This window comes from Agrobacterium sp. GW821-FHT14E08, assembly GCF_058803865.1.
This window is the reverse complement of record NZ_JBXAPJ010000001.1, coordinates 1,098,314-1,111,251: the sequence shown is the minus strand read 5'-3', so window position 1 is coordinate 1,111,251 and position 12,938 is coordinate 1,098,314. Positions and strand designations below refer to the sequence as shown.

12 protein-coding genes are annotated in these 12,938 nt (G+C 59.9%); 7 read left to right on the top strand and 5 right to left on the bottom strand.

Annotated elements, in window-relative coordinates; translation table 11 throughout:
- Position 1: 1 nt before the first annotated feature.
- Positions 2–1,558 (bottom strand): phospholipase D family protein, encoded by a 1,557-nt coding sequence (locus tag AC1ROR_RS05485; RefSeq protein WP_498588825.1) that lies wholly within the window; start codon positions 1,556–1,558, stop codon positions 2–4.
- 168 nt (positions 1,559–1,726) lie between these two features.
- On the opposite strand from AC1ROR_RS05485, the gene AC1ROR_RS05480 reads away from it, so the two are divergent.
- Genes AC1ROR_RS05480 through AC1ROR_RS05470 form a run of 3 tightly spaced genes read left to right on the top strand, consistent with a single transcriptional unit; the run spans position 1,727 to position 3,048 of the window.
- Positions 1,727–2,041 (top strand): ArsR/SmtB family transcription factor, encoded by a 315-nt coding sequence (locus tag AC1ROR_RS05480; RefSeq protein ID WP_035223222.1) that lies wholly within the window; start codon positions 1,727–1,729, stop codon positions 2,039–2,041.
- Positions 2,038–2,397 (top strand): SRPBCC family protein, encoded by a 360-nt coding sequence (locus AC1ROR_RS05475; protein ID WP_498588824.1) that lies wholly within the window; start codon positions 2,038–2,040, stop codon positions 2,395–2,397. Before AC1ROR_RS05480 ends, AC1ROR_RS05475 begins: the two co-directional genes overlap by 4 nt.
- Before the next feature lie 42 nt (positions 2,398–2,439).
- The gene (locus AC1ROR_RS05470; RefSeq protein ID WP_498588823.1) at positions 2,440–3,048 is read left to right on the top strand and encodes an ATP-dependent Clp protease proteolytic subunit; all 609 of its coding nucleotides are present in this window, start codon (positions 2,440–2,442) and stop codon (positions 3,046–3,048) included.
- A gap of 9 nt (positions 3,049–3,057) precedes the next feature.
- On the opposite strand, the gene AC1ROR_RS05465 is transcribed toward AC1ROR_RS05470, so the two are convergent.
- The gene (locus AC1ROR_RS05465) at positions 3,058–3,948 is read right to left on the bottom strand and encodes an NAD-dependent epimerase/dehydratase family protein (protein ID WP_498588822.1); all 891 of its coding nucleotides are present in this window, start codon (positions 3,946–3,948) and stop codon (positions 3,058–3,060) included.
- Between the two features lie 66 nt (positions 3,949–4,014).
- Entirely contained in the window at positions 4,015–6,135 is a 2,121-nt protein-coding gene (gene parE / locus AC1ROR_RS05460; protein WP_498588821.1) for a DNA topoisomerase IV subunit B, read from the bottom strand.
- A gap of 224 nt (positions 6,136–6,359) precedes the next feature.
- On the opposite strand from parE, the gene AC1ROR_RS05455 reads away from it, so the two are divergent.
- The 4 genes from AC1ROR_RS05455 to pyrG all read left to right on the top strand — a co-directional run bounded on the left by AC1ROR_RS05455 (position 6,360) and on the right by pyrG (position 10,581).
- A complete protein-coding gene (locus AC1ROR_RS05455) occupies positions 6,360–7,241 on the top strand; it encodes an alpha/beta fold hydrolase (protein WP_498588820.1) in 882 nt (293 codons plus the stop codon).
- Positions 7,242–7,448: 207 nt separating this feature from the next.
- A complete protein-coding gene (gene tpiA, locus AC1ROR_RS05450) occupies positions 7,449–8,219 on the top strand; it encodes a triose-phosphate isomerase (RefSeq protein WP_498588819.1) in 771 nt (256 codons plus the stop codon).
- A 115-nt stretch (positions 8,220–8,334) separates the two neighbouring features.
- On the top strand, positions 8,335–8,793 hold the full coding sequence (secG, locus tag AC1ROR_RS05445; protein ID WP_035223455.1) for a preprotein translocase subunit SecG: 459 nt from the start codon (positions 8,335–8,337) through the stop codon (positions 8,791–8,793).
- 159 nt (positions 8,794–8,952) lie between these two features.
- The gene (gene pyrG / locus AC1ROR_RS05440; protein WP_035223457.1) at positions 8,953–10,581 is read left to right on the top strand and encodes a CTP synthase; all 1,629 of its coding nucleotides are present in this window, start codon (positions 8,953–8,955) and stop codon (positions 10,579–10,581) included.
- A 118-nt stretch (positions 10,582–10,699) separates the two neighbouring features.
- Here pyrG and AC1ROR_RS05435 read toward each other — a convergent pair whose 3' ends face one another.
- Positions 10,700–11,032, bottom strand: a complete 333-nt coding sequence (locus AC1ROR_RS05435) for a hypothetical protein (protein ID WP_155246281.1) — start codon at positions 11,030–11,032, stop codon at positions 10,700–10,702.
- A gap of 121 nt (positions 11,033–11,153) precedes the next feature.
- Entirely contained in the window at positions 11,154–12,545 is a 1,392-nt protein-coding gene (gene fumC / locus AC1ROR_RS05430; protein WP_498588818.1) for a class II fumarate hydratase, read from the bottom strand.
- Positions 12,546–12,938: the final 393 nt, after the last annotated feature.

The window sequence follows — 12,938 nt, the reverse complement described above, 5'->3', positions numbered from 1 at the left end:
CTCAAAGCTGCGATTCAAGCGGCAGGATGCGCATGATACCGGCGATGATCCGACGGCTGATGGCAGCATCGGGTTCGCGCCGGTATATTTTGGGCTGACCCTGTTCTTCCGTCATCCAGAGGAGACGGTCGTCATTGTCCATACCCAGCTCGAAACTCATCATGCGGCGGATCTCATCGGAGAATATCTCGTCCATGCGGGCAACCAGCGGGGCCGAGTTGAAGACGACGCCCATTTCGGTGTTGAGCGAGGCGGAGCGCGGGTCAAAATTGAGCGAGCCGATATAGCCGGTCTTGCCGTCGCGGGTGAAGGCCTTGGTGTGAAGGCTTGCCTGTCCCGAACCACGTAGCGTGAAGCTGCCCTGGTCCGCCTGGGAGCGTAATTCATGCAGGTTCACGCCGCCCAGCAGAAGCGGTTTTCGATAACGGGCGTAACCGGCGTGAACGGCGGCCACATCGGTTGCGGCCAGCGAATTGGTGAGGATGGCGACCGACACGCCGCGCTCGGCCAGATTCAGGAAAATGTCCACGCCCTGTTTGCCGGGAATGAAATAGGGGGAGGTGATGTGCAGGCTCTCGCTTGCCGCCTGCATCAGCGGCAGCAGGCTTTCCATCAGGAAGTTATGGCCCTTGCGGCGTTTTCCCGCCGCTTTCTCCGGCGGATCGGCAAGCACATCGGCGGTATCGACCCAGTGAAGGCGATCCGACATCAGGAAATGGCCGCTGCCATACTGGCTTTCGACACGCTCCAGATAGGGTTTGGCGGCCTCGCTTTGCGGCAGGGCGTCAAGCTCGCGACGCAATCTCGCAAGCTTGCTCGGTCGTCTTGCCAGAAGCGAGCGCACCGGCACGGAAACCGCACTGTTCCAGTAGTCGTCGAAGATTTCGGTGGCATCGGCAACGATCCTGCCGAAACCGAGCACATCGAAATCGTGGAAATTCGCCCGCTCGGCGGCATCGAAATAGGCATCGCCAATATTGCGCCCGCCGACGATGAGCGCGCGTCCGTCGGCAATCCACGCCTTGTTGTGCATGCGCCGGTTGACGCTTCGGAAGCGCAGGATGAGTTCCAGGCTGCGATAGAGAATGTTTTCCCGCGCTCTTGTTGGATTAAACAGCCGCAGTTCGATATTGGGGTGGCTGTCGATGGCGTGGAAGATGCGGTCGGAGATCGAAACGCCGAGATCATCCAGAAGCAGCCTTACACGCACGCCCCGGTCGGCGGCGGCGATAACTTCGCGCATCATCAGCCGCCCGGTAAGATCGGCATTCCACATGTAATACATGAGATCGAGGCTGCGTCCCGCCGCGCGTGCAGCCGCCACGCGCACCGCAAAGGCATCAAGGTTGGAATGCAGCAGGCAGAGCGCGTTTTTTTTGCTCCAGCCGTTCCGTATCGACTGCCAGTGCCGGTCAAGCCGGGTTTTATCCTCCGCAACGGGCAGGGCGGTGGAGGGGCGCTTGGGAATGGCTTTTTCCCGCTGTTTGCCGATGACGACAAACAGGCCCGATCCGATGACCAGGAGAAGAATGGCAATGAATACCGTAAATGCAGTCACTTGTTTTGATCGCTCCCCCGCCTGAAGATTATCAGGCCGGATGAAAACGCGCGAGGGCATAAAGCGTTCACGGCCGGAGAGAATATGGGTTTCCAAAAAGCCGGCTCGCAAGACGGATACGAGACCCCGGGGCTTGTGAATCGCATAAGTGTGTGCTTATGTGTCTTCATGACAGAGAACGATATTTTCCGGGCGCTGGCCGATCCGACACGGCGCGCCATTTTCGAAAAGCTGGCGGATGGCGCCATGAACGCTTCTGCCCTGCGCGAAGGGATCGAGATCAGCCAGCCGGCCATGTCGCAGCACCTGTCGGTTCTGCGCGGGGCAGGGCTCGTGGTTGAAAGGCGGCAAGGCCGTTTCGTCAATTACGAGGTCGATCCGGACGGGCTGACGCGCATTGCGGCATGGCTCGGCAAATACCGCGCCTATTGGCCAGAGCGCATAGAGGCTCTCAAGCTCCTGCTGAAGGATATGGATCAATGAACAGGCAAATACCCGAAGCGCCGAAAAACGATTTAGAGCTTGAATATGATCTCGATGAGCCGCCGCAGAAGGTCTGGCGCGCAATCAGTATTCCGGCGTTTCGCGAGCACTGGTTGCCACAGGAAGCCCTGGCGGAACCGGAGGCGGTCAATGTCACGCCCGGTGAGGAAGTCTGCTACAGGTTGCGGGAGAATGTTCCGCCATTTCTGGAAAGCACCGTCACCTTCAGGATCGCATCGAATGACCGTGGTGGCACCAGCCTGCGGGTCATTCATGCGTTGCCGGTCACCAGGCCCGGCCGGGTGACAAAGGCCGCCGCAAACCACAACGGTTCGGCGATCAAGCTCGCGGCCTGATCCGACCCGTTCCCCGACATTCTTAACGACAGGAGTTCGCCAATGCGCGAAACGATGCAACTCGTCCCTATGGTAGTCGAACAATCGTCAAGGGGAGAAAGGTCTTTCGACATTTATTCCCGGCTGCTGCGGGAAAGGATCATTTTTCTCAACGGCGAGGTGAACGATACGGTTTCCGCGCTGGTCTGCGCGCAATTGCTGTTTCTCGAGGCGGAAAACCCCAAGAAACCGATCCATCTCTATATCAATTCGCCGGGCGGTGTGGTGACCAGCGGTCTCGCCATGTATGACACCATGCATTATATCCGCGCACCGGTTCATACACTGTGCATGGGAACGGCCCGCTCCATGGGATCGTTTCTGCTGATGGCGGGTGCACCGGGCGAGCGGAGCGCCCTTCCCAATGCCAGCATCCACATTCATCAACCGCTGGGCGGTTTCCAGGGACAGGCTTCGGACATGCTGATCCATGCCGAGGAGATGCGGCTGACCAAGCACCGCATGACGCGGCTTTATTCCGAGCATTGCAAACACAGCTATGAAAAATTCGAAGCGGCCATGGACCGGGATTTTTTCATGACGGCGGAGCAAGCTCTGGAATGGGGCCTGATCGATCGCATTCTGGGCGTTCGTGAGGAGGTCGCGGCATAAGGCCGGACGTTATTCAGATTTCCTGCTGATATTGGCACCCACGGGCAGGACCTCCAGACTGCGCCGATCCAATTGTGCAAGTACCTCCCCGAAGCCGAAGCGGGATGTCCATCCCAGTCGCTCGGCGGCGCGAGCGGGTGAATAGATCCGGTCAATCGTTGCCGGCAGCGCCCATTCCCTTTGCGTGAAAGCGTCGGCGAGGGCCGGGGTCCGCTGCCGGAGAACGGAAGCGGCATCCTTGGCGAGGCTGTCGCAGTCATCGGCGGAAAACGGGGTGGTTGCCGATATGATATAGCGCTGGAAATCGTCTCCCGCATTGGTCAGCGCCAGCACATGGGCATCGGCGACATCGCGAATATCGACGCCGCGATGCAGCCTGTAAGCTGCCATCACGTCGGCGGGTTCCGGGAAACTTCTGGACATGCGAAGCACGCGCACGGCGAGATGCGGGCCCGCCATCGCCTCCAGCATCCGTTCGGCTTCGAGTTTGGTGCGGTGATAGATGCTTTTCGGCCGGGGCGGCGTCTCTTCATCGATGAAGGTGCAGGCCCCTGCGGAAACCGCATGTCCGTAAAGCGCCGTGGTGCTGGTGAAGACCAGCCGCGGCACGCCCGCCGCAATCGCCGCTTGCGCCACCATACGGGTTCCCTCGACATTGATGCGCTGGAATTCCGTGTCCGGAAGAATGCCGACATGCGGGGCGTGGAGTGCTGCCGTATGGATCACCGCATCCGCCCGTTCGAAAGCGGAGCGCAGGAGCGCCTCGTCCGCAAAATCGCCGACGATATGGGTGGTGGAAAAGGGGGAGCGATCCATGCCGGTGACAGCGTGCCTGCCGGCAAGGGCACTGAAAATCGCGCGGCCGACCCGACCGGAACTGCCCGTCAGCACAATCCGCATGATGTTGCCTCCCATCAACACAAAAGGCAGCGCCATGCGCTGCCTTTCAAGAGTTCATCCGGACGATCAGATATCCAGATTATCCGCGAATGCCGCCCGTTCCTGAATGAAACGGAAGCGGGCATCGGCCTTGGTGCCCATCAGATTGTCGACGGCTTCGCGGGTGCCTTCGAAATCCACATCATCGATCTCGACACGCAGCAGGGTGCGCTTTTCGGGATCCATGGTGGTTTCCTTCAGCTGCTGGGCCATCATTTCGCCGAGGCCTTTGAAGCGGCCGATTTCGACCTTCTTGCCCTTGAACATGGTTTCCATCAACTCGGCGCGGTGGGCGTCGTCGCGGGCATAGGCGCTCTTGGCACCCTGACGGATGACGTAGAGCGGCGGCACGGCGAGGTACAGGTGATTGCCGCGAATGAGTTCCGGCATTTCCTGATAGAAGAAGGTGATGAGCAGCGAGGCGATATGGGCGCCGTCGACATCGGCATCGGTCATGATGATGATGCGCTCATACCGCAAATCTTCTTCGCGGTACTTGGTGCGGGTACCGCAGCCGAGCGCCTGGATGAGATCGGCGATCTGCTGGTTGGCCGAGAGCTTTTCGCGGCTGGCACTGCCGACGTTGAGGATCTTGCCGCGCAGCGGCAGGATGGCCTGATTGGCGCGGTTACGCGCCTGCTTGGCCGAGCCGCCGGCCGAGTCACCCTCGACGATGAAAAGTTCCGCATTTTCCGCCGTGTTCTGGGCGCAGTCCGCGAGCTTGCCGGGCAGGCGCAGCTTGCGCACCGCGGTCTTGCGGTTGACTTCCTTTTCCTTGCGGCGGCGCAGGCGCTCTTCGGCGCGCTCGATCACCCAGTCGAGCAGCTTTGCCGCTTCGCCCGGATTGCCGGCGAGATAATGGTCGAAGGGATCGCGCAGCGCGTTTTCGACGATGCGCTGTGCCTCGACGGTGGCGAGCTTGTCCTTGGTCTGGCCGACGAATTCCGGCTCGCGGATGAAAACGGAGAGCATGCCGGCGGCAGAGATCATCACGTCGTCGGTGGTGATGTCCTTGGCGCGCTTGTTCTGCGTCAAATCCGCGTAGTTCTTCAGGCCCTTGGTGAGCGCAATGCGGAAGCCGGCCTCATGCGTGCCGCCTTCGGGCGTCGGAATGGTATTGCAATAGGAATGAATCTGCGTGTCGCCGCCATACCAGGTCACCGCCCATTCGAGTGCACCGTGGCCGCCGGTCTTTTCCGTGCGGCCGGAGAAAATCTCACGGGTGACGGTGAATTCCTTGCCGAGCGTGGCGGCAAGATAATCCTTCAGGCCGCCGGGGAAATGGAACACGGCCTTTTCGGGGATTTCACCGCCGGCCGGCACCAAGCCGGGATCGCAGCTCCAGCGGATTTCGACGCCGCCGAAGAGATAAGCCTTGGAACGGGCCATGCGAAAGATGCGGGCCGGTTCGAACTTGGCGTGATCGCCGAAGATCTGCGGATCGGGATGGAAACGTACGCGGGTTCCGCGACGATTGTGCACATCCCCCAGTTCCTCAAGCCCGCCGATCGGCGCGCCGCGCGAAAAGCGCTGGCGGTAAAGCTTGCGATTACGCGCCACTTCCACTTCCAGAAGATCGGACAGCGCATTGACCACGGATACGCCGACGCCGTGCAGACCGCCCGATGTCTCATAGGCTTTGCCGTCGAACTTGCCGCCGGCGTGCAGCTTGGTCATGATGACTTCGAGCGTCGACTTGCCCGGAACCTGCGGGTGGTTTTCCACCGGAATGCCGCGGCCATTGTCGGTGACTGTCAGGAAACCTTCGGCATCGAGATGGACCTCGATGAAATTGGCGTGGCCGGCGACGGCCTCGTCCATGGAATTGTCGATGACTTCGGCGAAGAGATGGTGCAGCGCCTTTTCATCGGTGCCGCCAATATACATACCGGGACGCATGCGCACCGGTTCCAGCCCTTCGAGCACGCGGATCGACGAGGCGCCGTAATCGTCACCGGAAGGAGACACGGGCGCGGGCGGGGCAGGCGGCGTGACGGCCGCAACGGCTGCGGGTTTCGGCTGCACATTCGCGTTGGCGGCTGCGGTCGCCGGGGCATTTACGGCTTTCACCGTATCCTCGTTCGTTTCCGTTTCGCTGTTTCGTGCTGCCGGAAGACCGGAGAAGAGATCGTTGCTGTCGTCCATCATGTCCAAAGTTCAAAGTCGTGTGTCAGAATTTCGCCATGCGAATCATTATGCCAGTAGCGTCAATCATAACGCCAAACGCGGTTCCCGTCCGATTCCAGTGGGGCCGTCTGGCAAACGCAGCGCATCCTATGCCACGATTGTGTCAGGGTTTCGCAACAGGAGGATTGCGCTGGCGAGGTTGCAATGGCAAGTCTCGCAGCCACGAATGAACGGTTAGCCAAGGCATGTCCACAGCTCATTTCACGTTTTGTACTCTTTTTAGCCTGACTGTTGCGGCCATGCCGGTTGCAGCCTTCGCCTCCGACGGGCCGCTGCGCCCCTTCAAGGATGAGCTGTTTTCCGCCCAGACGGTGCTTTCCACGGCCGATGGCGGCGCTTCAGAAGTCGTCGACTATCAGGAAATGCGCGACATTAACGGCCGCGACGAGGTGCCGGAGCGGCGGGTGAAACGGCAATATGTGGATATGACGCCGAAGAAGGCGCAGGCGCTGGAAAGTGTTTCCGTTGAGGGCAGGGCGCTTGAGGTCGGCCGCGTCGGGCCGGCAAGCGGGCAGGCCTTCACCGTCATCTTCATTCACGGGCGTGGCGGCGACCGGCGGCTCGGCATGAACGACTATACGTTCGGCGGCAATTTCAATCGGCTGAAAAATCTGGCCGTCGCCAATGGCGGTACCTATTATGCGCCGAGCGTGCGCTCCTTCGATGAGAACGGCGTTGCCGATATCGCGGCGCTGATTGCCGATGCGGCCAAAAAGTCGGGCGGCAAGCCTGTCGTGCTGACCTGCGCTTCCATGGGCAGTTTCATCTGCTACGGCATCAGCCGCGACAAGGCCGCCGTTGCAAACCTCAAGGGCATGGCGATCCTCGGCGGTGCGGTCGATCCTGATTTCCCCAAGAGCGTTTTTGCCAGGGCAAAAAAGCCGGTGTGGTTCACCCATGGCAGCGCCGACAAGGTTTATTCGGCCGATCAGCAGGCGGCCATTTTTCGCGGTTTGCTGAAATCCGGTGAGCCCGCTCGATTTACGCGATATGAGACCGGCAGCCACGGTACACCGGTGCGCATGACCGACTGGCGGGCGGTCTTGAACTGGATTTTGAGCCGCTGAGGCCGCCATTTGGGTCAGGATTGGCAAATTTTGCGATTCTGCACGCCGTTTTGAACCTTTAGGCCGCTTTTTTGTACCATTTGTTGCCGGCTGCGTTTAAAGGAATATCCCGGGATTTCCGGCAGGGTTTCTGTCGTGATTAAGGGCCGCTTGCGGCAGAGGCGCCGCCGCCGAAGGCGGCCTCAAGACAAAGGGAATGGGATACGCATGACGCCGAATGTTCGACCGCTTGTTGCCGGAAACTGGAAGATGAACGGCACCCGTGCCTCGCTTGATCAGATCAAGGCCATGGCAGAGGGCGTCAAGGGCGCGCTGTCCGAAAAGGTGGATGCGCTGATCTGCCCGCCTTCGACGTTGCTTTATGTCGCGACCGCGCTGTGCGATGACAGCCCCCTGATGATCGGCGGACAGGATTGCCACCAGAACACATTGGGCGCCCATACCGGCGATATTTCTGCCGAGATGATTGCCGACTGCTTTGGCACCCATGTCATCGTCGGCCATTCCGAGCGCCGCACCGACCATGCCGAGACGGATCATCTGGTGCGCGCCAAGGCCGTTGCCGCCCATCAGGCCGATCTCATCGCCATCGTCTGCATTGGCGAGACGGCGGATGAGCGCAAGGCGGGCCAGACGCTCGACATTCTCAAGCGCCAGCTGGCCGGCTCCCTGCCGGATGAGGCAACCGCCGAAAACACCGTCATCGCCTATGAGCCGGTCTGGGCGATCGGAACCGGTCTTACCCCGACCACGGAAGATGTGCGCGAAGCGCATGCCTTCATGCGCGACGAGCTTGTCAAGCGCTTCGGCGATGCCGGCAAGACCATGCGCATTCTCTATGGCGGTTCGGTGAAACCCGCCAATGCGCTGGAACTGATGGGCGTTGAGAACGTGGATGGCGCGCTGATCGGCGGCGCCAGCTTGAAAGCCTCGGACTTCCTGTCCATCTATGCGGCATATGAGCAACTGACGGCCTGAGACCAGCTTTCCTGTCACAGGGGTTGGAAAGGGGCTTGGAATAAACCTTCGCCTCATGTAAAGAGCCGCGAAACCTTCTTTGTAGTGCTCCGCGCGGGGCATGGAATGGATTGTCATGCAGACCGTTTTGATTGTTATTCACCTCATGATCGTGCTGGCGCTTGTCGGCGTGGTCCTGATTCAGCGTTCCGAAGGCGGCGGCCTCGGTATCGGCGGCGGTTCGGGCTTCATGTCCGCGCGCGGAACGGCCAATGCGCTGACCCGCACCACGGGCATCCTCGCCGCGCTGTTCTTCCTGACGTCGCTCGGGCTTGGTCTTCTGACCCGCTACGAAGCGCGCCCGACCGACATCCTGAACCGTATTCCGGCAACGCAGGGCCAGGGCAACGGCATTCTCGACACGCTCGGCCCGGCGACGACGCCCGCAACACCGGCTCCGGCTGGAAATGGCGTTCCGACCAATAATGGCGCAGCAGCGCCCGCGCAGACGGCTCCGGCTCCTGCCGCGTCCGGCACTGCCGCCCCGGCACCGGCGCAGCCTGCCGATCCGAACGCAGTACCGACCGGTCAATAAGCCCGGTTTCGATTTAACGCTCCGGCAGGCCAAAAGCCTGCCGGTTTTCTTTTGTGTGCATTTCGCCGTATCCCATTGCCAATTCGTCAACAGCGAATTTGCAACAGCATGAAATTTGGGCTGGCGGAATCAGAGGTAAAAAGGTATCCGGTGAATCCCATGGCGCGATATGTATTCATCACAGGCGGCGTGGTCTCCTCTCTAGGTAAGGGCATCGCCGCGGCAGCACTCGGAGCTTTGTTGCAATCCCGTGGTTATCGGGTGCGGCTTCGTAAACTCGACCCCTATCTGAACGTCGATCCCGGCACCATGAGCCCGACACAGCACGGCGAAGTGTTCGTGACGGATGACGGTGCCGAGACGGACCTCGACCTTGGCCACTACGAGCGCTTCACGGGGCGTTCGGCCACCAAGACCGACAACATCACCACCGGTCGCATCTACAAGAACATCATCGACAAGGAACGGCGCGGCGACTATCTCGGCGCAACCGTTCAGGTCATTCCGCATGTCACCAACGAGATCAAGGATTTCGTGATCGAAGGCAATGACGATTACGACTTCGTCATCTGCGAGATCGGTGGCACGGTGGGTGACATCGAGGCGATGCCGTTCATGGAGGCGATCCGTCAGCTCGGCAACGACCTGCCGCGCGGCACGGCGATCTATCTTCACCTGACGCTGATGCCCTATATTCCGGCGGCTGGTGAATTGAAGACCAAGCCGACCCAGCATTCCGTGAAGGAACTGCAGGCGCTCGGCATTCATCCCGACATTCTGCTGGTGCGCGCCGACCGGGAAATCCCGGAAGCGGAACGCCGCAAGCTTTCGCTGTTCTGCAACGTGCGTCCTTCCGCCGTCATTCAGGCGCTGGATGTGGCGAATATCTATGACGTTCCGATTGCCTACCACAAGGAAGGCCTCGATTCGGAAGTGCTGGCCGCTTTCGGCATCGAGCCTGCGCCGAAGCCGCGTCTTGAACAGTGGGAAGAGGTCTGCAACCGCATCCGCACGCCGGAAGGCGAAGTTACCATTGCCATCGTCGGCAAATATACCGGCCTCAAGGATGCCTATAAGTCGCTGATCGAGGCGCTGCATCACGGCGGTTTCGCCAACCGCGTCAAGGTGAAGCTCGAGTGGATCGAGTCGGAAGTCTTCGAAAAGGAAGATCCGACGCCCTATCTCGAAAAGGTCAACGGCATTCTGGTGCCCGGCGGCTTCGGCGAGCGCGGTTCGGAAGGCAAGATCATGGCGGCGCAGTTCGCGCGTGAGCGCAACGTGCCCTATTTCGGCATCTGCTTCGGCATGCAGATGGCGGTCGTGGAAGCGGCCCGTCACCTCGCCGGCATCGAAAATGCCTCCTCGACCGAATTCGGTCCGACCTCTGAGCCGGTCGTCGGCCTGATGACCGAATGGGTCAAGGGCAACGAGCTGGAGAAGCGTTCCTCCAAGGGCGATCTCGGCGGTACGATGCGTCTCGGCGCCTACAAGGCGGCGCTGAAGAAAGACACCAAGATCGCCGATATCTACGGCACCACTGACATTTCCGAGCGCCACCGTCACCGCTACGAGGTGAATGTGGACTACAAGGACCGGCTGGAAGAATGCGGCCTGGTCTTCTCGGGCATGTCTCCGGATGGCGTCCTGCCGGAAACCGTGGAATATCCTGACCACCCGTGGTTCATCGGCGTTCAGTACCACCCGGAACTGAAGAGCCGCCCGCTTGACCCGCATCCGCTTTTTGCGAGCTTTATCGAAGCGGCGGTGGAACAGAGCCGGCTGGTTTGACGGTTTGCAGAATACGAAGAGGGTCGCGAAAGCGGCCCTTTTTATTGTGCATTAAAGATTGCCGCCATGAGTTTCAGATACTGACCTCTTTACACAGAGGTTTTTGGTTGTGGTCCGCTTATTCTTGAATCCACTGTGCATTGTGCGCCCAATATAATGAGACTTCGTGTCGCCCTTTTCCATAATCGAAATAGCTCACCGGCAAACCTGCCGCACGCTTGGCATCCAACGCTGCCTTTCGTTCCGACATGCATGCGTTATCAAGCATTGAAGCGACTTTTTGCGGATTTTTGTTTGAAACAAGAAACGACTTTGCGGTCCGCTGCAAGCATTTGCCTAATGCGCTCCCGGTTGACGCGACGCGGCGTATCTCTGGGGTGTTGTAGGGTCCAAGTGTATTGCACGACGCTAGAGCCATTACGGCAATAAGGATAATGCCCGTATATTTCAATGTTATCCCCGCTCAGATTGAAGTTCTGTGGAGTCTGAGCGCCATCGTCGCACCCCTCATGCCCCCCCCCAAAAAAACAGGCCCGAAGGCCTGTTTTCATTTCAGCACGATTCAAACAGGCTTACTTCGGGCCGATCATGTTTTCCGGGCGCACATACTGGTCGAATTCCTCGTTGGTGAGGTATCCGCCACCAACGGCCTCGTCGCGCAGCGTCGTGCCGTTCTTGTGTGCCGTCTTGGCGATCTTGGCGCAGATGTCGTAGCCGAGCTTGCTGTTCAGCGCAGTGACGAGCATCAGCGAGTTTTCGACGCCCTTCTTGATATTGTCCTCGCGGGCCTCGATGCCGACGACGCAATTGTCGGTGAAGGAAACGGCCGCATCACCCAGAAGCTGGACCGACTGCAGGAAGTTGTAGGCCATCATCGGGTTGTAGACGTTGAGCTCGAAGTGGCCCTGCGAACCGGCGAAGGAAAGGGCCGCATTGTTGCCGAAGATGTGGGCGCAGACCTGGGTCAGCGCTTCGGACTGGGTCGGGTTGACCTTGCCCGGCATGATCGACGAGCCGGGTTCATTTTCCGGCAGCGAGAGCTCGCCGAGGCCGGCGCGCGGGCCGGAGCCGAGGAAGCGGATGTCGTTGGCGATCTTGAACAGCGCAGCAGCAGCCGCGTTGATCGCGCCATGCGAGAAGACCATGGAATCGTGCGAGGCGAGCGCCTCGAACTTGTTCGGCGCGGTCACGAAGGGCAGGCCAGTGATCGTGGAGATTTCCTCGGCGACCTTTTCGGCGAAACCGATGGGGGCGTTGAGGCCCGTGCCGACGGCCGTGCCGCCCTGAGCGAGCTTGGAGAGCGCGGGCAGGGTGGTTTCAATATTTGCGATGGCGGAGGCGACCTGCGCGGCATAACCGGAGAATTCCTGGCCGAGCGTCAGCGGGGTCGCATCCTGCGTGTGGGTACGGCCGATCTTAATGATCTTTTCGAATTGCTTGACCTTGGCTTCCAGCGCCTTGTGCAGGTGCTTGAGGTTCGGCAGCAGGTGGTGGACGATTTCTTCCACGCAGGCGATGTGCATCGCCGTCGGGTAGGTGTCGTTCGAGGACTGGCTCATATTGACGTGGTCGTTCGGATGGACCGGCTTCTTGGTGCCCATTTCGCCGCCGAGCATTTCGATGGCGCGGTTGGAGATCACCTCATTGGCGTTCATGTTGGACTGGGTGCCGGAGCCGGTCTGCCAGACGACGAGCGGGAAATGCTCGGTCAGCTTGCCGTCGATGACTTCCTGTGCGGCGGCGATGATGGCGTCGCCGACCTTGGGGTCGAGGCCTGCCAGCGCCATGTTGGCGCGGGCGGCTGCCTGCTTGACGATGCCCAGCGCACGAACGACAGAGGCGGGCTGCTTTTCCCAGCCGATCTTGAAGTTGCCGAGCGAGCGCTGCGCCTGCGCGCCCCAATAGCGATCGGCCTGAACTTCAATGGGTCCAAATGTATCGGTTTCCGTCCGTGTGGCTGTCATCAATCTTGCCTTTTTACTTGTTTTCCTCCGCCAAAACGGCGCCTTCGCCCGCCTTGCGCGGCCGATATATAGAATCATCGCGCCGGCAATGAAAGCGCTGCAATGCGGTAGAGGCAGATATTTCCGGTCGTGCAAAAGCGATTCCGGGGTGCGGATCGCCTAAGGGAGAAAAAGGCCGCGGCGTGTCATTTTTACTACGTCCTCAAATGGCCGGAAAACCGGTGTTTCAGGAGCGGGCGGGGCGCTTGGCCGCCTGTGGCAAAGTTAATGAAATAAATAGAAATTTAACCATTCTCGCCAATTCTGGAAATTACGTTTTTACGGCTTTGGCTGTATCATAAGGTTCATTTCGGCATGGTTGTGGGCTTTGGGCGTTTTCTTTTCAACGGGCCG

Excerpts from the sequence above, each read along its gene's own strand:
- tpiA (WP_498588819.1), top strand. The coding sequence starts at position 7,449 with ATGACGCCGAATGTTCGACCGCTTGTTGCCGGAAACTGGAAGATGAAC.
- fumC (WP_498588818.1), bottom strand. The coding sequence starts at position 12,545 with ATGACAGCCACACGGACGGAAACCGATACATTTGGACCCATTGAAGTT.
- AC1ROR_RS05475 (WP_498588824.1), top strand. The coding sequence starts at position 2,038 with ATGAACAGGCAAATACCCGAAGCGCCGAAAAACGATTTAGAGCTTGAA.
- AC1ROR_RS05480 (WP_035223222.1), top strand. The coding sequence starts at position 1,727 with ATGACAGAGAACGATATTTTCCGGGCGCTGGCCGATCCGACACGGCGC.
- secG (WP_035223455.1), top strand. The coding sequence starts at position 8,335 with ATGCAGACCGTTTTGATTGTTATTCACCTCATGATCGTGCTGGCGCTT.
- pyrG (WP_035223457.1), top strand. The coding sequence starts at position 8,953 with ATGGCGCGATATGTATTCATCACAGGCGGCGTGGTCTCCTCTCTAGGT.
- AC1ROR_RS05455 (WP_498588820.1), top strand. The coding sequence starts at position 6,360 with ATGTCCACAGCTCATTTCACGTTTTGTACTCTTTTTAGCCTGACTGTT.
- parE (WP_498588821.1), bottom strand. The coding sequence starts at position 6,135 with ATGATGGACGACAGCAACGATCTCTTCTCCGGTCTTCCGGCAGCACGA.
- AC1ROR_RS05470 (WP_498588823.1), top strand. The coding sequence starts at position 2,440 with ATGCGCGAAACGATGCAACTCGTCCCTATGGTAGTCGAACAATCGTCA.
- AC1ROR_RS05465 (WP_498588822.1), bottom strand. The coding sequence starts at position 3,948 with ATGCGGATTGTGCTGACGGGCAGTTCCGGTCGGGTCGGCCGCGCGATT.